The organism is Streptomyces huasconensis, from assembly GCF_021028635.1.
GTDB classification, from domain to species: domain Bacteria; phylum Actinomycetota; class Actinomycetes; order Streptomycetales; family Streptomycetaceae; genus Streptomyces; species Streptomyces huasconensis.
On sequence record NZ_CP086119.1, the window covers coordinates 4,325,414 to 4,344,198 of the forward strand.

The window sequence follows — 18,785 nt, forward strand, 5'->3', positions numbered from 1 at the left end:
CGCACGGCTGCGCACGACGCACGTACCGTCCGACCTGACCCGAGGAGTCCTTCTTGGCCTGCGACCTGTGGCTGGTCCCGCTCGTCGACGTGTTGTGCCACAGTCCCGACAACCCCTTCGCGGAAGAGATCGCCGCCTACGACAAGGCGCTGCACGCGGCCGGTTTCCCGTCGGTCCCCGTCTTCTCCTACATGCCGGGCCTGTCCGGCGAGGTCGCCCCGGTCGCGGGCTTCGACTACGACGCGCTGCACTTCCTGCGCCGCGCCTACCTCCTGCGCATCTGCGGCCTGGAGGTCACGCCGGTGGACGAACTCGGCGGTGACTACGAGCAGTTGCTGGAGATGTTCGACGCCACGGCCCAGCAGTCGCACCTGGTCTGGCACTACGACCACGCGGGCGCGTACGTCCCCGTGGACTTCCCGGCGCCGCTGTCCAACGACGAACTCCTCGCGGGCGGCGGCCCCTTGGGCTCCTCCCAGGCGCTCCTGCGGGAGCTGGAGTTCGTCGCCCCGTCCATCGGCATCGACCCGGCGAACCCCCCGCTGGCCCCGGCGCCCCCGGCGGCCCCCACCTCCCTGGAGGAGCGGGCGGCCCCGATCCCGCCGGACGCGAGCCCCTACGCGCGGGAGCGCCACGTCTGGCTTGGCCTGCACGCGGCGACCACGCGGAGCCTGGCGCAGGGCTCGATGATCATCTACAGCTGAGGGCCCTCATCCGCAGCCGAGGGCGGTCGTCCACCGCTGGGGACGACCCTGCATGGCTGAGGGGCGGCACCCCGCTACCTCGGCTCCGGCGGCCGCTGCCTCGGCATGTTCGGCCGCGCCCCCGGCGGCAGCGGGAACCGCCCGGGGACGGCATGCGCCTCCCGGGGCGGGCTGCCGGGGGCCACCATCGCCTGCATGACCAGCGGCACCGGCCCCGCCCGGAACTCCACCATCCAGTCCGACGTCTCGGCCCGCACCAGCTCCGTCACGTCCTCGGAGAACTTCCGCAGCACCCCCAGACACCGCTCGGCCGCCTCCCCGGCGGTGCCCTCCGCGGGCCCGAGCACCTCCCGCACGCTCTCGGACGCCCAGTCGAACTGGAGTGCCTGAAGCCGCCGCTGCACGGCCTGCGCCGTCGCCACGTCCCGCATCCACCCCGACGTCAGCCCGAAGAACCGGTCGCACCCCACACACGCCGCCCCGGCGAGCAGCGAGACGAACCCCCACGTGGCCACGCCGCTCACGGCCCCGGCCAGATCGAGCAGCGGCAGCACCCCCGTGCCCACGGCGCCCAGCGCGGCGCCCGCCCGCAGCAGCCGCGCCCCGCGCCGCTTCCACCCGCGGTCGGTGAGATACCACTCGGCGGTCTCCAGCGCGCCCCGCTCCACCCACCGGTACAGCTCGTCGAGCCGCTCGGCGGGCTCGCCCCAGTCGCCGAGCGGGAAGGCCCGCCCGGTCAGGTCCCCCAGCCGCCGCCCGCCCGCGCCCGGACCGGCCCCCGCACCCTGCCCTTCGTGGGGCACCCCCTCGGGCTGCATCTCCGGCTGGCTCACCCGGCACTCCTCTACGAGCTCTACGAGATCCTGACGGTTCCCTGCGGCGGCGCGACATCCCGTGCCGATGGGGTGGCACAAGTCCTACCGCCCAATGGGTGGGCGTGAGCCCGGTTTCACGGCTTTTCCGCCCGGAAGAGTCGCTTGATCAGGTATAGGAAGACGGCATCTCTCACTCGAAAGAGTGCTGGGGCGACGGCACCCCCGACCACGTAGGCTCGTTTCAGGCGGATACCCCGCCTGTTGTACCCGCTCATCGCACCCGTGAGAAACCAGGAGCTGATCGTGATCCCCGGTGGTGGCCAGCCCGACATGCAGCAGTTGCTCCAGCAGGCCCAGAAGATGCAGCAGGATCTCGCGACCGCGCAGGAGGAGCTGGCGCGCACCGAGGTCGACGGCCAGGCGGGCGGTGGCCTCGTCAAGGCGACGGTCACCGGCTCCGGCGAGCTGCGCGCCCTGGTGATCGACCCGAAGGCGGTCGACCCGGAGGACACCGAGACGCTGGCCGACCTCGTGGTCGCGGCGGTCCAGGCGGCCAATGAGAACGCGCACACCCTCCAGCAGCAGAAGCTCGGCCCGCTGGCCCAGGGCCTCGGCGGCGGAGGCATCCCGGGCCTTCCCTTCTAAGAAACCCCTCGGCCATCTACCGTACGTAGAGACTCGGCACCGTCCTTCAAGGACCTCAGGAAAGGCGTTCCGTTGTACGAAGGCGTGGTTCAGGACCTCATCGACGAGTTGGGCAGGCTGCCCGGCGTCGGTCCCAAGAGCGCGCAGCGGATCGCCTTCCACATCCTCCAGACGGAGCCCACGGACGTGCGCCGCCTGGCGCACGCCCTCCTTGAGGTGAAGGACAAGGTCCGCTTCTGCGCGACCTGCGGAAACGTCGCGCAGGAAGAGTTCTGCAACATCTGCCGCGACCCGCGCCGCGACCTCTCGGTCATCTGCGTGGTGGAGGAACCGAAGGATGTCGTGGCGATCGAGCGGACCCGCGAGTTCCGCGGGAAGTACCACGTCCTCGGCGGGGCGATCAGCCCCATCGAGGGCGTGGGCCCGGACGACCTGCGCATACGGGAACTCCTGGCGAGGCTCGCGGACGGCACGGTCACGGAGCTGATCCTGGCCACCGACCCGAACCTGGAGGGCGAGGCGACGGCGACGTACCTCGCCCGCATGATCAAGCCCATGGGCCTGAAGGTCACCCGCCTGGCCAGCGGGCTCCCTGTCGGGGGAGATCTGGAATACGCGGACGAGGTCACCCTGGGCCGCGCCTTCGAGGGGAGACGACTCCTAGATGTCTGACGCCACGCTGAACACCGTGACCGACAACCCGGACGATTTCGCGGTCCAGATCTCCGACCAGATCGAGAGCTTCATCGTCTCGGTCCGCGAGGTCGCGCGGGGCGCCGAGCCGGACTCGGCGATCCCCTTCCTGCTCCTCGAGGTCTCCCAGCTGCTCCTGGCGGGCGGCCGCCTCGGCGCGCACGAGGACATCGTCCCCGAGGAGCGGTACGAACCGGATCTCGGCCCCGAGCAGGACGTGGACGACCTCCGCGAGCGCCTCGCGGAGCTGCTGGCCCCCATCGACGTCTACTCCGAGGTCTTCGACCCGTACGAGCCCCGCAAGGCGCCCGTGCCCGCCCGGATCTCGGACGACCTCGCGGACGTCGTCGCGGACCTCTGCCACGGCCTGGCCCACTACCGCGCGGGCCGGACGACCGAGGCCCTGTGGTGGTGGCAGTTCTCGTACTTCTCGAACTGGGGAGGCACGGCCTCCGCCGCGCTGCGCGCGCTCCAGTCCCTGGTGGCCCACGTCCGCCTGAACCAGCCCCTGGAGGACCTCGACGGCCTGGACACGGACGAGGACCTCATGGAGGACTCGCTCGCCGAGGAGGCGGGCAAGGTGATGGCGGAGGAGATCGCGGGGCCGCTGGGCCTGCGCACGGTCAAATAGCGCGGGCGCGCACGGCGCTCCCGGACGCTCGCGGCACCCGGCGGGGGTATGTGACCCGCCCCACTTTCGGAGTGCTGCGCTCCGCAGCGGGCATGTGCCCAGCCGAGCGGCCGGAACGTACGCCCCGACGAGCGGGAACGTATGCCTGTGGTGATCAACTCGTGAGCGGGACATCTCACGATGTGATATCCGCGAGGCGAATTTCGGTCGCTCGTTAAACTGAGCCGACCGCACAACGGATTGAGCGAGGAGCGCACGTGGGCCTTGTCGTGCAGAAGTACGGAGGCTCCTCCGTAGCCGATGCCGAGGGCATCAAGCGGGTCGCCAAGAGAATCGTCGACGCCAAGAAGAACGGCCATCAGGTCGTCGTCGTGGTGTCCGCGATGGGTGACACGACGGATGAGTTGATCGATCTTGCCGGGCAGGTATCCCCGATCCCTGCCGGGCGTGAATTCGACATGCTGCTGACCGCGGGTGAGCGGATCTCCATGGCGCTGCTCGCCATGGCGATCAAAAACCTGGGTCACGAGGCCCAGTCGTTCACCGGCAGCCAGGCCGGCGTCATCACCGACTCCGTCCACAACAAGGCGCGGATCATCGATGTCACCCCCGGGCGCATCAGGACCTCGATCGACGAGGGCAACATCGCCATCGTCGCCGGGTTCCAGGGCGTCAGCCAGGAGGGCAAGAACATCACCACGCTGGGCCGCGGCGGGTCGGACACGACCGCCGTCGCCCTCGCCGCCGCCCTCGACGCCGAGGTCTGCGAGATCTACACGGACGTCGACGGTGTCTTCACCGCCGACCCGCGGGTGGTCAAGAAGGCGCGGAAGATCGACTGGATCTCGTTCGAGGACATGCTGGAGCTGGCCAGCTCCGGCTCCAAGGTGCTCCTCCACCGCTGCGTGGAGTACGCGCGCCGCTACAACATCCCGATCCACGTCCGCTCGTCCTTCAGCGGCCTCCAGGGCACGTGGGTCAGCAACAGCAACGAAGCACACTCCGAGCAAGGGGACCGCAAGGTGGAGCAGGCCATCATCTCCGGTGTCGCGCACGACACCTCCGAGGCCAAGATCACGGTCGTCGGCGTGCCGGACAAGCCGGGCGAGGCCGCCGCCATCTTCCGCGCGATCGCGGACGCCGAGGTCAACATCGACATGGTCGTGCAGAACGTGTCGGCCGCCTCGACGGGTCTGACCGACATCTCCTTCACCCTCCCCAAGGCCGAGGGCCGCAAGGCCATCGACGCCCTGGAGAAGACCCGCTCGGCCATCGGCTTCGACTCCCTGCGCTACGACGACCAGATCGCGAAGATCTCCCTGGTCGGCGCCGGCATGAAGACCAACCCGGGTGTCACGGCGACCTTCTTCGAGGCGCTCAGCGACGCGGGCGTCAACATCGAGCTGATCTCGACCTCCGAGATCCGCATCTCGGTCGTCACCCGCGCCGATGACGTGAACGAGGCCGTGCGCGCCGTCCACACCGCCTTCGGCCTGGACTCCGACACGGACGAGGCCGTGGTCTATGGAGGCACCGGCCGATGAGCCGTAAGCCGACGCTCGCGGTCGTCGGAGCGACCGGGGCCGTCGGCACGGTCATGCTCCAGATCCTGTCGCAGCACGCCGACATCTGGGGCGAGATCCGACTCGTCGCCTCGCCGCGCTCGGCCGGCCGCAAGCTGGCCGTGCGCGGCGAGGAGATCGAGGTCCTGGCCCTGTCCGAGGACGTCTTCGACGGGGTCGACGTCGCCATGTTCGACGTCCCCGACGAGGTGGCCGCGCAGTGGGCCCCCGTCGCCGCCGCCAAGGGCGTCGTCGTGGTGGACAATTCCGCGGCGTTCCGGCTGGACCCGGACGTCCCGCTCGTCGTGCCGGAGGTCAATCCGCACGCCGCGCGCGTACGGCCGCGCGGCATCGTCGCCAACCCCAACTGCACGACGCTGTCCATGATCGTGGCCATCGGCGCGCTGCACGCCGAGTTCGGCCTCCGCGAGCTGGTCGTCTCCTCGTACCAGGCCGTGAGCGGGGCCGGGCGCGAGGGCGTGGAGACGCTGCGGCGCCAGCTGAAGCTCGTGACCGGCACCGAGCTGGGCACCAGCCCGGGGGACGTGCGCCGGGCCGTCGGGGACGACACGGGGCCCTTCCCGGAGCCCGTGGCGCTGAACGTCGTGCCGTGGGCCGGGTCGCTGCGGGAGGACGGCTGGTCCTCCGAGGAGATGAAGGTCCGGGACGAGTCCCGCAAGATCCTCGGGCTGCCGGGCCTGCGCGTCGCCGCCACCTGCGTACGCGTCCCCGTCATCACGACGCACTCCCTGACCGTCCACGCCCGCTTCGAGGACGAGGTCACGGTCGACCGTGCGCGCGAGATCCTCGCCACCGCGCCCGGGGTCGTGCTGTTCGACAACCCGGCCGCCGGGGAGTTCCCGACGCCCGCCGACGTGGTGGGGACCGACCCGACCTGGGTGGGCCGGGTGCGGCGCTCGTTGGACGACCCGACCGCCCTGGAACTCTTCGTGTGCGGGGACAACCTGCGCAAGGGGGCCGCCTTGAACACCGCGCAGATCGCGGAACTGGTGGCGGGGGAGTTCACGGCCCGCTGAGCATCGGGCGGTGGCCAACCTGGTCGTATGCCCCACGAACCGAACGGTATGCCGCCCCAGGGCCGAGATCTCTGTGAGGTCTGTGTAAGTTCTGTGTCCAACTCGGTGGCCCAGGGCGGTTGATCTGGATCATCTCCGCGTTCGATGATTTCGCGTCCGATCACTGCAACCGGCAGCGGGGCGGGGGCGTCTTTAGCGGTCACCCTTCGGGGGTGGCCTGAACGCCGCAAAACTGGGGCATAGGGGAAGAGCTGGTACGCATGGGGGCATTTGATGCATCGTCACGAGCGGTGCCCGCGCGACTCGCCGCAAACGCGATGCCGGACGCGTACAACCCTGACGGGGGGAAGCGTGTCCAACAGGCGTGGCAGAGGTACTCGACTTCACAGCGGTACAGGCGAGAGGCGCGGCAGCGCTGCGTCCTCCTCGTCGTACCCGCGCGACCGGCGGCATGCCGGTGATCGCGCCCATGCCCGCAGCGCGGCCCGCCATCCCGGCGCAGCGCGAGGGCGCTGACGACACGATGACCGCGGGCACCACAGTCGACCATCTCACCGAGACCTACCGCGCCCACTACCGTTCGCTGCTCGGCCTCGCCGCGCTGCTCCTGGACGACACGGCCTCGTGCGAGGACGTCGTGCAGGAGGCGTTCATCCGGGTCCACTCCGCGCGCAAGCGCGTGCGGGAGCCGGAGAAGACGCTCGCCTACCTGCGGCAGACCGTGGTGAACCTCTCGCGGTCGGCCCTGCGGCGGCGCATCCTCGGGCTCAAGCTGCTCTCCAAGCCGATGCCCGACATGGCGAGCGCCGAGGAGGGGGCCTACGACCTCCTGGAGCGCGACGAGCTGATCAAGGCGATGCGGGGCCTCCAGCGGCGCCAGCGCGAGGTCCTCGTGCTGCGCTACTTCGCCGACATGACCGAGGCGCAGGTCGCCGAGACCCTCGGGATATCCCTGGGTTCGGTGAAGGCGTACGGCTCGCGCGGCATCGCGGCCCTCAGGGTCGCGATGGAGGCGCCGGCATGAGTGAGCGCGAGCGTGACGAGCAGGGCGGATCTGAGCACCATGGCGGGAACGGAAACGTGAATCACGGCCCCGAAGACGGCTCCGACGGGCCGCGCCCCGCGGGTGGCACCGGGTCGGCGGACAGCACCGGGCCGGCGGACGGCCCGGGCTCCGACGAGCCGGGCCCGCACGAAGGCGGCCCGAACGAACGCGACCCCCATGAACTCGGCCCGGACGAACTCGCGCTGCGGCGGATGATGCGGGAGGCCGTGCGGGAGCTGGAGCCGAGCGAGCGCTCCCTCGACCATCTGCGGCACGCGGTCCCCGCCCGCAGGGCCCGCAAGCGCCAGGCCGTCGTCGGCCTCGCCGCCGCGGCGCTCTTCATCGGCACCGCCGTCCCGGCCCTGGTGCACGTCACCAACTCCCGGGGCGGCTCGGACGACCGGCCCTCCATCGCGGGCAACAGCCAGGAGGCGCAGGGCGGCTCCAGCCAGGGCAAGGACCCCGAGAAGGGCCGGCAGGACGCCGGCAAGAAGCCCGGCAAGTCCAAGGAGAAGGACAAGAAGGGCAAGAAGGACAAGAAGGAAGGCAAGGGCAAGGGCGGCACGGGCGGCGGCGGTACGGGATCGCCCGACCCCGACACCTCCGAGGCGGCCACCTCGCCCGTCTGCGCCGCGGCCCAGCTCGGCGCCACCGGCAGCGCGGGCCCCGCCGAGGCCGACAACAAGGTCTACGGCAGCTTCCGCGTCACCAACATCTCCGGCAGCAGCTGCACCGTCCAGGCCGCGGGCGTCGTCAGCGCGACGGCGCAGGGCGCGGCGGACCCCGCCAAGATCGGCGTCGCCTCGCACATGGCGGGCGACGGCGCGGCGGCCCTGCCCGACCCCTCGCTGGAAGCGGGCACACTCGTCCTCCAGCCCGGCGCGGCGTACGAGGTGCGCTTCGCCTGGGTGCCGTCCGAGGCCTGTCCGACGACCGGCGGCGAGCCCACGCCCGACCCGACACCCACCGAAGGCACCACGCCGGAGAGCGGCTCGGAGGGCATGGAGGCCCAGCTGGGCCGGACGGACGGCACGGTCGCCGACGGCAGTGTCGTGGTCACCCTGACCCCGGAGGCGGGCTCGCCCTCGGCGGGAGCGACCGTCCCCAACGCGTGCGCCGGGACGGTCTACCGCACCGGCATCCTGCCCGCGTCCTGAGCCGCGTCCTCAGCCGCCGCCCGGTGCCCGGTCAGGGCTTCGGGGCGGCTTCCGGCGCGGCGGGCAGCAGGCCGAGCCGGGCGTCGCGGGCGACCTCCGCCTCGCGCCGGAAGAGGCGGAACCACATGAAGAGGACGAAGCCGGCGAAGACGAACCACTCGCCGGTGTAGCCGAGGTTCTGGAAGGCCTTCAGGTCCAGGCCGGTGTTGCTGGGCGCGGTCGCCGGGACCGCCTTCATCCCCGAGTCGGCCTTGGTGAGTGTGACCCACGCGTCGTACACGTCGTCGCGGACGAGGTTGACGAGCGACGCCGAGCTGATCGCGCCCAGCTGGCCCCTGGGCAGGCCGCCGGCGGCACTGACCCCGTTGGAGCCGGGGCTCTCGGAGGCCTGGAGCGCGCCCGTCACCGTGACCTTGCCCTTGGGGGCGGCCGGGGCCTTGGCGGCGTCCGCGTCACCGGGGAGCCAGCCGCGGACCACGGGCAGCGACCTGCCGCCGTCCGTGCGCAGCAGGGTCAGGACGTAGAAGCCGCGCTTGTCGTCCAACTCCCGGTCGGGGACGAGGAGTTGCTCGCCGTACCGGCCGGTGGCCGTGGCCTGCTCGCCGGAGGTCTCCTGATCGACGGGCAGCAGCGCGTCGAGGGGCCTGGCCTTGGTCTGCCGGCCGCCCGCGCTCTGCTCCTGGGCCTGCGCCTTGGCGGACTCATGGTCCTGTACGCGGTCCTCGAAGCGGCCGAGCTGCCAGGAACCCATGAAGACGCAGAACGGGATGGCCAGCACGACGAAGACGTTGATCCCCCACCAGCGGGGCGTCAGCAGAAACCGGTACACACCCCCACGGTACGGGGGCCCCGCGGCGGGCCGAGCCGTGGGGGTGGGCCTGGGGGAGGGCCACGGCGGAGGCGCCCGCCGTGGCCCCGGCGGTGTCAGGCCGCCCGCTGCCCCGGCAGGTGCCGCGCCGCGAAGTCCAGCTCCAGGGCCACCTGCTTGATCCGTTCGTCCACGACGAGTGAGCCGTGGCCCGCGTCGTACCGGTATACCTCGTGCACCGCGCCCCGGGCGGCCAGCCGGTCCACGTAGTTGTCGATCTGGCGGATCGGGCAGCGGGGGTCGTTGACCCCCGCCGAGATGTACACCGGGGCCTTGACCTGGTCCACGTACGTCAGGGGGGACGAGGCGGCGTAGCGCTCCGGGACCTCCTCCGGGGTGCCGCCGAGCAGCGTGCGGTCCATGGCCTTCAGGGCCTCCATCTCGTCGTGGTACGCCGTCACGTAGTCCGCGACGGGCACCGCGGCCAGGCCCACCGCCCACGCCTCGGGCTGCGTGCCGAGGCCGAGCAGGGTGAGATAGCCGCCCCAGGAGCCGCCCGAGAGGACAAGGCGGTCGGGGTCGGCGAGGCCCGAGGACACCGCCCACTCCCGCACCGCCGCGATGTCCTCCAGCTCGATGAGGCCCACGCGGTGTTTCAGGGCGTCCGTCCACTCGCGGCCGTACCCCGTGGAGCCGCGGTAGTTGACCCGCACCACCGCGTACCCGTGGTCGACCCAGGCGGCCGGGCCCGCCGCGAAGGAGTCGCTGTCGTGCCAGGTGGGCCCGCCGTGCACCTCGAAGACGGTGGGGAGCGGACCGGAGGACCCGGCGGGTCGCTGGACGAGGGCGTGGACGCGGCCGCCCGGCCCCTCCACCCAGACGTCCTCCACCGGGACGGACCCCGGCGCCTTCATGCCGGGCGGATCGAGGACGACACCGCCCGACGTCGACCGCACGACCGGCGGCTCGGCGGCCGACGACCACATGTACTCCACGGTGCCGTCCGGGCGGGCCGTCGCGCCCGACACCGAGCCCGCGGGCGTCTCGATGCGCTCCAGCTCCCGGGAGGCCAGGTCGTACCGGAACAGCTCGCCCCGGGCCTCGAAGCCGTGCGCGACGAGCAGCGCGGAGCCGTCCGGATACCACTCGGCGCTCACATCGCCCGGCAGGCCGAGGTCGAGGTCGCTCTCCTCGCCCGACGCGACGTCCCACACCATCGGCTCCCAGCGGCCGCGCCGCTGATGCCCGACGAGCAGGCGCGTGTCCCCGGCGACCGGCGCGAAGCCGAGCACCTCGAGGCCCAGCTCGACCGTGCCGCCCTTGGTGTCGTCCAGCTCGGCGACCGTGGCACCGTCCGGCCTGATCACGCGCAGCGCCGAGTGCATCGCGTCGCCGTGCTCCGTGTGCTCCACGGCGATCAGCGTGCCGTCGTACGAGAGGTCGCCCACGCCCGCCGACTCCCGGTGGCGGTACACCTCGACGGGCTCCGCGTCCTGACCGCCCGCGCCCCGCGGACGTACGACACGGATCGTCGTGCCGTCCTCGTCCGTGGAGCGGCCGACGACCACCGGCCCGCCGTCCCTGCCGAGGGCCAGGCCCGCGGGGTACGAGGCGTCGAGACCCGGCACGGCGGGCTCGTCCGGGCCGCCGGCGAAGGGCTGGCGCATCCACACGCCGAACTCGTCCCCGTCCTTGTCGTTGAACCACCAGATCCACTCGCCGTCGGGCGACAGGACGCCGTCCGTCGTGCCGTTCGCCCGGTCGGTCACCTGGCGCTGGGTGCCGGTCTCCCTGTCCCACGCGTACAACTCATACGTCCCCGTCGCGTTCGACACGAACAGGGCGCGCTGCGGGGCGTCCTCCGCCCAGTCCGGCAGCGACACCCGTGGTGCCCTGAACCGCTTCTCCCAGTCCGGCATGGACTCCGTCCCCGTGGCCTTCTCGGCACCCGTCTCGCTCATGCCCCCATAGTGCCTGGCCCCGCCCACAATTCGCTGGCGAGGTTCCCCAGCCTGTGGATAACTTTTCCGACCATGTACTCCCCGATGCCCGCCGACTGGCGCGAGACCAACCGCAGGCGCTGGGACGAGCGCGTCCCGCTGCACCTCGCGAGCGACTTCTACGACGTGGACGCCTTCCGCGCCGGACAGAGCGCCCTGCGCGACTTCGAGCGCGCCGAGGTGGGCGACGTGCACGGCAAGTCCCTGCTGCACCTCCAGTGCCACATCGGCATGGACACGCTCTCCTGGGCCCGGCACGGGGCGTCGCGTGTCGTCGGGCTCGACTTCTCCGGGCGGGCCGTCGAAGCGGCGCGTGACCTCGCCGCCGAACTGGGCCTCGGCCCCGAGCGGGCGTCCTTCGTCGCCGCCGACGTGTACGACGCCGTGGAAGCGGTGCCCGACCCCTCGTACGACATCGTCTACACCGGAGTGGGCGCGCTCTGCTGGCTCCCCGACATCCGGCGCTGGGCCGAGACCGCGGCCGCGCTCGTCGCCCCCGGCGGCTTCCTCTACCTCGCCGAGTTCCACCCGCTGACCGACATCCTGGACGACGCGACGGGCTCCCGCGTCGAGCACGACTACTTCGCGCGTGACGCCTGGGTCGAGGACGACCCCACCGGTTACACGGACCTGGACGCGGGCGACGCGGCCACGGGCACGGCCCCGCCCACCGTCCACAACCGCAGCGTCGAGTGGCAGCACCCTCTCGGTGACGTCGTCTCCGCGCTCGCCGCGGCGGGGCTGCGCGTCGAGTTCCTGCGCGAGCACGACACGACGCTCTTCGCCCGCTTCGGCGCGCTCGAAGGCCGCGACGGCATCTACCGCTTCCCGGCCGGCCGGCCCCGTATCCCCCTCATGTACTCCCTCAAGGCGACCAAGGAGGCCTAGGCGAGGCAGGGCAGCGGGGGCGAGCCGAGGAGGCGGGGGCGAGCCGAGGAGGTCTGGGCGAGCGGGGTGGGCGGCCGGGCTCAGGGCAGCGGTGTGGGCGGCCGCACCCACCCCTCCCGGTCGGGGTCGAAGTCGCCCATCTTCGTCAAGTCCCAGGCCCGCAGCACCTCCCGCCCCTGGGCGTCGCCGCGGCGGATGACGGCGACGACGGCATCGGCGGTGTGCCGGGACAGCAGCAGCGTCCACAGGCGGGTGGCGACCCCCGCCCCGCGCCGGGCGGGCGCCACCATCAGCTCGCCGAGCAGGAACACCCGCCCCGAAGCGGTCCGCTCCTCGATGCCCGCCGGCAGGATGCCGCGGAAGCCTTCCCACCACTCGCCGGTGGGCGCCGCGCGGTAGCCGTAGAGGCAGCCGACCAGCCCCCCGGCGTCGGCGACGACCATGTCGAAGTCGGGCTGCTGCACGTCGTGTTCGAAGCGCCGCAGGAACCCCTGCCGGTCGCTGTACTCGGCGCCGGCCGCCCCCCGATAGGCCTCGACGTAGAGGTTGGCGACGGACTCGCGCTGCTGCTCCGCCTGCCAACGGCTCAGTCGCCGCAAGAACACCTCGGTCATGTACGCCTCCCGCCCCGCCCCGAAAGGGCCCCTGAGGGGAACGACTCCCCCTGTACACCGGCCTCCGCATGGTGACACCACCGAAGGGCCGGCGGAACGGGGCGTCGCGGATCGCCCATCGTACGGATGCCGTGGCACGCGCGGGAATGAGCGGAGGCCGGCCGAGGGGGCTGTTTCATTCGCGATGCCGAAAGGAACAGAGATCTCAATGGAGCCGCCCTCTCAATGAGTCGAACGAGGAATCATGGCTGACCGCACAGACCCCTGGAAGCGGCAAGGCGTCATCCCCGCGAGCAGACGGCCCCCGGAAAACCGCACCGATTACCGTACTGATCCGCTCTATGCTGATCCGCTCTATCATTCCGTCCTCCGGAGCTGGTGCGAGCAGGGCAGGACAATCCCCGGCCGACCCGATCCCGAGTGGCGCCGGCTGATCGAGCGCGACCCCTGGCCCCGCGGCTGACCATTCCGCGGCAGCCGGCCACATTCACGTGGCATTCGGGTGAACTTCCCCGGGACGTCAACGGGTCGGTTTCCTCTCCTCCCTTCACTCGTTAAGCAGAGCTCAGGTCACGGTGCGGGAAAGGAAATCCCCGCCCGGCCGCAGCCGCCGTTTAGGCGTGACCCGAAAGAAGGGAAATGCTGTGAAGCTGAAGAAGAGCGCAACGATCGTCGCCGGTGCCGTCGCGGCCCTGAGCATGGGCGCTCCGGCTTTCGCGGACGCCGGGGCGCAGGGCAAGGCCGTCGGCTCCGAGGGCGTGGTCTCCGGCAACGTCACCCAGGTCCCCGTCCACGTGCCGGTGAACGTCTGTGGCAACTCCATCAACGTCGTCGGGCTCTTCAACCCGGCCATGGGCAACAAGTGCGTCAACGACTGACGTAGGGCCCGGCTGTCCCAGTCGTGTCCCGGCCGCCCCCTGCGGCACCCGGCCGTGGGGCCGGCTCCCATCGCACAGAGAAAGACCACTCAATTGCGACAGGCTCTCAGTAAAGGAATGCTCTCCGCCGCGGCTGCCACGAGCATCCTGTCCCTGTCCGGCACCGCCGCGTTCGCGGACGCCGAAGCGGACGGTAAGGCCGTGGGCTCGTCCGGCATTCTGTCGGGCAACAACGTGCAGGCACCCGTCCACGTGCCGGTCAACGCCTGCGGCAACACCGTGAACGGCGTCGGTGTCGCCAACCCGGCCATGGGCAACAAGTGCGCCAACGTCTCGAAGCCGGCGCCCGCGAAGCACCACTCCCACCCTTCGCACGGGGACCGGGGCGAGCACCGCTCCTCCTCCGGCGGCGGTGCCACCGCACACGGTGTGGCGGCCAAGTCGTCCGGCATTCTGTCGGGCAACAACGTGCAGGCACCCGTCCACGTCCCGGTCAACGCCTGCGGCAACACCGCGGGCGTCGTGTCCGTCGCCAACCCGGTCATGGGCAACAAGTGCGCCAACGTCTCCTCGCGGCACGACGACGGCCCGCCGCCCGAGGCCGGCAAGCCGGACCCGAAGCCGGACCCGAAGCCGAAGCCGAAGCCCGGGCCCCGGACCGAGCCCGGCCCCAAGGCGCCCTCCAAGGTGGTGCCGCCGCGGAACCCGGAGCACGAGCCGCACCTGCCCCGGCCCGACCGTCCGGAGCGGGCGGCCGCCCCTGAGGGCGTGCTGGCCGAGACGGGCACCGACCAGGCGCTCCTGGGCGCGGCGGCCGCCGCGAGTGCCGGGCTGCTGGTCGGCGGCGCGATCCTCTACCGGCGCCGTGGAGCCGCGGCGGCGGCCCGGAACTAGCCCGCACCACCCCTGGGGGGCGGGCCGACCGCACGCCCCCCTCGTACGAGAGAGCCCCGTCACCTGCCAGGTGACGGGGCTCTTGGCTGTGTGTCGGGGGGGAGGGGGCCGGAAGTGGCAGCCGCCGACGGGGAAGTCTGGACGCGATCGCTTCCCCGTCGGCGCGGGAGGTGGGGCGGCCGGCCTGTCGGGGGATGTCGCTCGCCCACGGCATGGCTGCCGACGGCTGGCGGGGCTGCGACCCGTCCGTCCCATGAAGCACCTTCAGTGCACCACCTGACGGGCCGTGCGGCCGTCGGGCTTCACCCGTTCGCCCACCACGTCACTCAGAAGAGCGGCCGGGGCCTTGGTGGCCCGGCCGCCGTGGACCATCGCATGCACGGCGGCCGGGCCCGGTGCCGTCTCCGCGTCACCTGAGGCGACAGTAGGGGGACCGGCCCGCGCGGGGGCGTGCCACGCCTGGCGGCGGCCGCGGTTCCACCCGATCAGCGCGGACGTCTCCCCACGGGCGGCGGCACGGCAGCACGGGGTCACGCGTCGGTGGCGGCCCGCTCCCGGGTCGACTGGCCGGGCACGAGCGCGGGGGCGTGCCCGCCGGGGCCGGTCCTGCGGGAGAGGACCGCCGACACCCTGCGCGCCAGCCGGGCCGCGCCGTCACGCAGCCGCCGCGCCACATGGCGCAGCCACAGGCGGCGCAGGGCCGCCCCGGGGGCCGGGTCATCGCCCGCGTGCCAGGCGAGTTCACCGGGCGGGGACGGTGCGCGCCCGCCGAACCGGGGCCGGGGCAGGGTGCGCAGCGCGGTCAGCGGGGCGTAGTTCTCCACCACGAAGGTGCGGCCCTCAAGGGGGTGCGGGGCGGGCACGGGCCGGTACGTGAGGTCCAGGTGCAGGGCGCGCACCACGTCCGTGCCCGCGCCGTCGGCGAAGAGGCGGAACTGCGCTCCGGGGCGCGGGTTGAAGTCGATGAGGTGGTAGGCCCCGGTCGCGGTGTCCCTGCGGAAGTCCAGGTCGAACACGCCCCGGTAGTCCAGGGCCGCGATCAACTGCTGCGCGGCCGACCACAGCTCGGGGTTGCGGGTCCACTCGCCAATGACCGTCAGGCCTGCCGAGCGCGGCCAGGAGCGGTGCTTGCGGCCGGTGCCGCCGCCGCGTACGACGCCGTCCCGGCCGGCGTACCCGTGGACGAACCAGTCGGCGTCCCGGGCGCCGGGCACGAAGGCCTGGAGCAGCAGCCGGCTGCCGGCCTCGGCAGCGCGCTCGAACAGGGCCGCCGCCTCGTGCGGGGAGCCGATCAGGGTGGTGCTGCGCAGCCCCGCGTCCCGGGGAAGCAGCCACGGGCGGCTCCACTTCGCCACAGTCGGGACCCCGAGCCGGGCCACGGCGCCCACGGCGTCGGCGGCGGACTCCGGCGCCAGCGTCGTCGGGTGCGCCACACCGGCCCGCGCGCACACCCGCGCCAGACTCTCCTTGTCGGCGACGCGCTCGGCGGTCTCGCCCGACGCGCGGGGCAGCAGGAAGCGGCCGCTCAGCTCGGCGTGCAGGGCGCCGACTGCGAGGGCGCTGGCGTCGTCCAGGGGGATCAGCACGGCGGGCGCCGCGAAGTGGCGTGCGACCCGGCGGAGCGTGGCGGCCACCTCGGCGAGCGGGGCGCCCGGCGCGGGCGGCGGGTGCATCCGGTGCAGATGCCGGGAGCGGCGTACGGGACCGGCGTGGTCGTCGGCCACCAGGTGCACCTGCACCCCCGCGCGCCCCAGGGAGCGTACGGCGCCCAGCGTCCCGTGATGGAAGGGATTGCGGTCGATCCTCAGGAGGACCGCGGGAATTCGTGTGTCGAGGGGAGTCACATTCGACCTCGTTGCTCGATCGTCCATACGGGCGATGTGGCGGAACGCGGGATTAGAAACTCGATTGGCGTAATAGGAATAAGTATGACGGAGTGTCAGTGCGGGGTGGCTGAGAAAGAGGAGCGGTTATGAATCCAGGGATTCGGCGGCGCGGTGCACGGCTTTCCCTTCTCGTGGCCGGGACCGTCTCGGCGGCGGCCCTCGCCGCCGTGCCATCGGCCCGTGCGACGGACGTCCTGCCGTCGCCCCCGGTGGCCTCCGTGGGCCCGGTGCTCCCCGCGGCCCCCGGGGCTCCGGGGGCCCCCGCGCCGCCCGCCGCCAAAACCCCCGCCTTCGGCGCGTATCTCCACTACGGGCCACGCGGTGTCGAGCGCATGAGCGAGCTGAGCGAGTGGCTGGGCGGGGCCGAGCTGCGGGTCGGTCACACGTACCTCCCCGGCGACCGCTGGAGCAACATCGAGGGCGCCCCGCGCTTCCTGGAGGCCTGGGCCGACTGGCGCAAGGAGAAGGCCGACCGGCTCTTCGTCCTCAACGTCCCGATGCTCGAACGCAACGAGGAGGGGGTGAGCGACCGCGAGGTCGCCCGGCTGCTGCGGCAGGGCGCCGCGGGCCGCTTCGACCACCACTTCCGGGTGCTCGCCGAACGCCTGGTGGGCCTCGGCGTGCCCGACACGGTGCTCGTGCCGGGCTGGGAGATGAACGGCACGACCTACACCCATCGCTGCGGTCCGGACCCGGAGTCCTGGAAGAAGTACTGGAACAGGATCGTCACCACGATGCGCTCGGTGGCCGGACAGGAGTTTCGGTTCGACTTCACGCCCAGCAGAGGGCGGGACGCCGTTCCCTGGACGCAGTGCTATCCCGGTGACGACGTGGTCGACATCATCGGCATGGACTCGTACGACCAGCCGCGCGGCATGTCATTCGACGAACAGGTGACGGAGCCTTTCGGACTCCAGGACCATGTCGACTTCGCGGCGGCGCACAAGAAACCCATCTCTTATCCCGAATGGGGGCTGTTCCGCAACGGCGACAACGAAGAATATATGCGCCGCATGCTGCGGTGGATGGACGAGAAGAAGCCCTTGTACAACACCCTCACCGACTACTGCCCGCACGGCGTGTGGCAGTGCAAGGAGAACCCCGGGGCCTCGGCGGTCTACCGCGATCTGCTCTCCGGGCGCGACGGCACACCGGCCGTACCGACCGTCCCGACGGCACCGACCGAGCCGGCCGATCCGGTGCGGCCGCCCGAGTGTTCACCGCTGGACCTCGGCGACTGGGTCGATTACTGGCTCGGCGGGAAGCTGTGCGTGCGGCTCGACTGGTGGCAGGGGGAGCGGCGCGGCTGAGGCGGCGACGGCGGCGCGGGCCCTCACGGGGCGCCCCCGCCGCCACGGCCCGCCTCCCGCTTGTCCTTTGCCTCCCGCGCGCCCTTCGCCTGACCCTTGCCCTTGCCCTTGCCCTTGCCCTTGGCCGTGGGTTCGCCCTTCCCCTCCCGCTCCCGCATCCGTTCCTTGGCCCACCGCCGCGCCGACGCGTCCCCGAGTGCCGCGGCCAGCAGCGGCGCCGTCCGCCTGCGGGCCAGCAGGAAGCGCTGGTTGGTGACCGGCTCGGGCCGCCAGTGGTGCTTGTAGGGCTCGTCGCCGCGCAACAGGCTCAGCGCGCGCCGCTGTTCGCCGCTGGTGTGGCGCGTGCACGCGTTCAGGAGCATCGTCGCCACGTCCACCTTGCGCTCCCGCAGGCCCGGGTGCGCCCCGTACAGATAGCCGCCGGCCAGCGTGCCGGAGAGCAGGGTCAGGTCGGCGGCCATCACCTCGCCGTCCAGGCGGAACTCGGTCAGCACGGCCTCGCCGGCCGCGACCATGGGCCGCATCGCGCGCAGCAGATGCTCGCGGAACCGCGGCTGAAGGTGCTCGGAGGTCACCTTGCGGCCCTGCCACTGCAACTCGTGCAGGTGCAGCAGGGTCCGCACCGACGCCTCCACCTCCTCCACCGGCACGGTGCGCGCCTGCACGCCCAGCGCCGTCAGCTTGCGCATCTTGGCCCGGGTGCGCTGGGCCCGCGGCGTCGGCAGCCGCTGGAGCAGCTCCTCCATGGGCAGCGGGGGCAGCTCCAGGCAGGGCGAGTCGGCCAGCGCCCGCTTCGGCCCGGGCCACCGCGCGTGGACCGCCTCGACACAGGCGCCCGGGCGGACCTCCCCGAAGTCGATCAGCGCGGTCGAGGCCGGCACGCGCAACCCCGCCACCAGCGCCTCCGTCCCCGCCTCGCGCAGGGCGCCGTCCACCAGGACGTCCGAGAAGTCGGAGATCGCGCCGCCGAGCGGCTTCAGCGCCGGCAGCGGACGGTTCACCCGCATCATCGGGGCGGCGGCGACCAGCCGGTCGCCCTCGTGGACCAGGAGCACCCGCAGCCGTCCGCGCCGCCCGTACGACCGCCACCAGGAGGAGAGCCACGCGTGGCTCTGGAACGGCGTGGCCGCCGCGCAGGACCGGTGCAGCCGCGCCCACTGGCCGGCCAGCGCCTCGAACTCCTCCTCGTCCTCGCACATCCGGGTGACGAGGAGACCC

General features: G+C 72.3%; 18 protein-coding genes. 12 read left to right on the forward strand and 6 right to left on the reverse strand.

From position 1 onward, the window contains the following. Window positions 1–53 precede the first annotated feature (53 nt). Window positions 54–704 (forward strand): hypothetical protein, encoded by a 651-nt coding sequence (locus J2N69_RS19745; RefSeq protein ID WP_230901965.1) that lies wholly within the window; start codon window positions 54–56, stop codon window positions 702–704. 74 nt (window positions 705–778) lie between these two features. On the opposite strand, the gene J2N69_RS19750 is transcribed toward J2N69_RS19745, so the two are convergent. Beyond that, on the reverse strand, window positions 779–1,537 hold the full coding sequence (locus J2N69_RS19750; RefSeq protein ID WP_230901966.1) for an SLATT domain-containing protein: 759 nt from the start codon (window positions 1,535–1,537) through the stop codon (window positions 779–781). A gap of 285 nt (window positions 1,538–1,822) precedes the next feature. Between J2N69_RS19750 and J2N69_RS19755 the strand changes: the two genes are divergently transcribed. From J2N69_RS19755 to J2N69_RS19785, 7 genes are all read left to right on the forward strand, one after another. After that, window positions 1,823–2,164 carry a YbaB/EbfC family nucleoid-associated protein gene (locus J2N69_RS19755; RefSeq protein WP_230904782.1) on the forward strand — a complete coding sequence of 114 codons (342 nt, stop codon included), beginning with the start codon at window positions 1,823–1,825 and terminating at the stop codon, window positions 2,162–2,164. Between the two features lie 72 nt (window positions 2,165–2,236). Further along, window positions 2,237–2,836, forward strand: a complete 600-nt coding sequence (gene recR / locus J2N69_RS19760; RefSeq protein ID WP_127911690.1) for a recombination mediator RecR — start codon at window positions 2,237–2,239, stop codon at window positions 2,834–2,836. Then, the gene (locus J2N69_RS19765; protein ID WP_230901967.1) at window positions 2,829–3,488 is read left to right on the forward strand and encodes a DUF5063 domain-containing protein; all 660 of its coding nucleotides are present in this window, start codon (window positions 2,829–2,831) and stop codon (window positions 3,486–3,488) included. The genes recR and J2N69_RS19765 overlap by 8 nt, the downstream gene beginning before the upstream one ends. A gap of 257 nt (window positions 3,489–3,745) precedes the next feature. Then, a complete protein-coding gene (locus J2N69_RS19770; protein ID WP_127911688.1) occupies window positions 3,746–5,032 on the forward strand; it encodes an aspartate kinase in 1,287 nt (428 codons plus the stop codon). Beyond that, window positions 5,029–6,087, forward strand: a complete 1,059-nt coding sequence (locus tag J2N69_RS19775) for an aspartate-semialdehyde dehydrogenase (protein ID WP_230901968.1) — start codon at window positions 5,029–5,031, stop codon at window positions 6,085–6,087. The genes J2N69_RS19770 and J2N69_RS19775 overlap by 4 nt, the downstream gene beginning before the upstream one ends. 364 nt (window positions 6,088–6,451) lie before the next feature. After that, window positions 6,452–7,111: a SigE family RNA polymerase sigma factor gene (locus J2N69_RS19780; protein WP_127911687.1), complete on the forward strand. Its 660-nt coding sequence runs from the start codon at window positions 6,452–6,454 to the stop codon at window positions 7,109–7,111. After that, window positions 7,108–8,289: a hypothetical protein gene (locus tag J2N69_RS19785; protein ID WP_230901969.1), complete on the forward strand. Its 1,182-nt coding sequence runs from the start codon at window positions 7,108–7,110 to the stop codon at window positions 8,287–8,289. Before J2N69_RS19780 ends, J2N69_RS19785 begins: the two co-directional genes overlap by 4 nt. Before the next feature lie 31 nt (window positions 8,290–8,320). Here the strand turns inward: J2N69_RS19785 and J2N69_RS19790 are convergent, their stop codons facing one another. Together J2N69_RS19790 and J2N69_RS19795 are read right to left on the reverse strand one after the other, a co-directional pair. Beyond that, the gene (locus J2N69_RS19790; RefSeq protein ID WP_230901970.1) at window positions 8,321–9,118 is read right to left on the reverse strand and encodes an SURF1 family protein; all 798 of its coding nucleotides are present in this window, start codon (window positions 9,116–9,118) and stop codon (window positions 8,321–8,323) included. Between the two features lie 95 nt (window positions 9,119–9,213). Then, on the reverse strand, window positions 9,214–11,058 hold the full coding sequence (locus J2N69_RS19795) for a S9 family peptidase (RefSeq protein ID WP_230901971.1): 1,845 nt from the start codon (window positions 11,056–11,058) through the stop codon (window positions 9,214–9,216). A 72-nt stretch (window positions 11,059–11,130) separates the two neighbouring features. Here J2N69_RS19795 and J2N69_RS19800 point away from each other — a divergent pair, with 72 nt between their 5' ends. Further along, on the forward strand, window positions 11,131–11,985 hold the full coding sequence (locus J2N69_RS19800; RefSeq protein ID WP_230901972.1) for a class I SAM-dependent methyltransferase: 855 nt from the start codon (window positions 11,131–11,133) through the stop codon (window positions 11,983–11,985). An 80-nt stretch (window positions 11,986–12,065) separates the two neighbouring features. Here the strand turns inward: J2N69_RS19800 and J2N69_RS19805 are convergent, their stop codons facing one another. Next, a complete protein-coding gene (locus tag J2N69_RS19805) occupies window positions 12,066–12,599 on the reverse strand; it encodes a hypothetical protein (RefSeq protein ID WP_230901973.1) in 534 nt (177 codons plus the stop codon). A 650-nt stretch (window positions 12,600–13,249) separates the two neighbouring features. Between J2N69_RS19805 and J2N69_RS19810 the strand changes: the two genes are divergently transcribed. Further along, window positions 13,250–13,477: a chaplin gene (locus tag J2N69_RS19810; RefSeq protein ID WP_230904783.1), complete on the forward strand. Its 228-nt coding sequence runs from the start codon at window positions 13,250–13,252 to the stop codon at window positions 13,475–13,477. Between the two features lie 117 nt (window positions 13,478–13,594). Next, the gene (locus tag J2N69_RS19815) at window positions 13,595–14,371 is read left to right on the forward strand and encodes a chaplin (protein WP_230901974.1); all 777 of its coding nucleotides are present in this window, start codon (window positions 13,595–13,597) and stop codon (window positions 14,369–14,371) included. A gap of 530 nt (window positions 14,372–14,901) precedes the next feature. On the opposite strand, the gene J2N69_RS19820 is transcribed toward J2N69_RS19815, so the two are convergent. Then, window positions 14,902–16,215, reverse strand: coding sequence for a carboxylate--amine ligase (locus J2N69_RS19820; RefSeq protein WP_230901975.1), 1,314 nt, complete (start codon window positions 16,213–16,215; stop codon window positions 14,902–14,904). Window positions 16,216–16,343: 128 nt separating this feature from the next. Here J2N69_RS19820 and J2N69_RS19825 point away from each other — a divergent pair, with 128 nt between their 5' ends. After that, window positions 16,344–17,567 carry a glycoside hydrolase family 26 protein gene (locus J2N69_RS19825; protein WP_230901976.1) on the forward strand — a complete coding sequence of 408 codons (1,224 nt, stop codon included), beginning with the start codon at window positions 16,344–16,346 and terminating at the stop codon, window positions 17,565–17,567. Window positions 17,568–17,590: 23 nt separating this feature from the next. On the opposite strand, the gene J2N69_RS19830 is transcribed toward J2N69_RS19825, so the two are convergent. Beyond that, window positions 17,591–18,766 (reverse strand): GNAT family N-acetyltransferase, encoded by a 1,176-nt coding sequence (locus J2N69_RS19830; protein WP_230904784.1) that lies wholly within the window; start codon window positions 18,764–18,766, stop codon window positions 17,591–17,593. Window positions 18,767–18,785: the final 19 nt, after the last annotated feature.

What these genes read in the sequence shown, in the direction of transcription:
- J2N69_RS19765 (WP_230901967.1), top strand. Translation starts at nt 2,829, where the DNA reads ATGTCTGACGCCACGCTGAACACCGTGACCGACAACCCGGACGATTTC.
- J2N69_RS19785 (WP_230901969.1), top strand. Translation starts at nt 7,108, where the DNA reads ATGAGTGAGCGCGAGCGTGACGAGCAGGGCGGATCTGAGCACCATGGC.
- J2N69_RS19805 (WP_230901973.1), bottom strand. Translation starts at nt 12,599, where the DNA reads ATGACCGAGGTGTTCTTGCGGCGACTGAGCCGTTGGCAGGCGGAGCAG.
- J2N69_RS19830 (WP_230904784.1), bottom strand. Translation starts at nt 18,766, where the DNA reads ATGTGCGAGGACGAGGAGGAGTTCGAGGCGCTGGCCGGCCAGTGGGCG.
- J2N69_RS19795 (WP_230901971.1), bottom strand. Translation starts at nt 11,058, where the DNA reads ATGAGCGAGACGGGTGCCGAGAAGGCCACGGGGACGGAGTCCATGCCG.
- J2N69_RS19825 (WP_230901976.1), top strand. Translation starts at nt 16,344, where the DNA reads ATGAATCCAGGGATTCGGCGGCGCGGTGCACGGCTTTCCCTTCTCGTG.
- J2N69_RS19800 (WP_230901972.1), top strand. Translation starts at nt 11,131, where the DNA reads ATGTACTCCCCGATGCCCGCCGACTGGCGCGAGACCAACCGCAGGCGC.
- J2N69_RS19815 (WP_230901974.1), top strand. Translation starts at nt 13,595, where the DNA reads ATGCTCTCCGCCGCGGCTGCCACGAGCATCCTGTCCCTGTCCGGCACC.
- J2N69_RS19775 (WP_230901968.1), top strand. Translation starts at nt 5,029, where the DNA reads ATGAGCCGTAAGCCGACGCTCGCGGTCGTCGGAGCGACCGGGGCCGTC.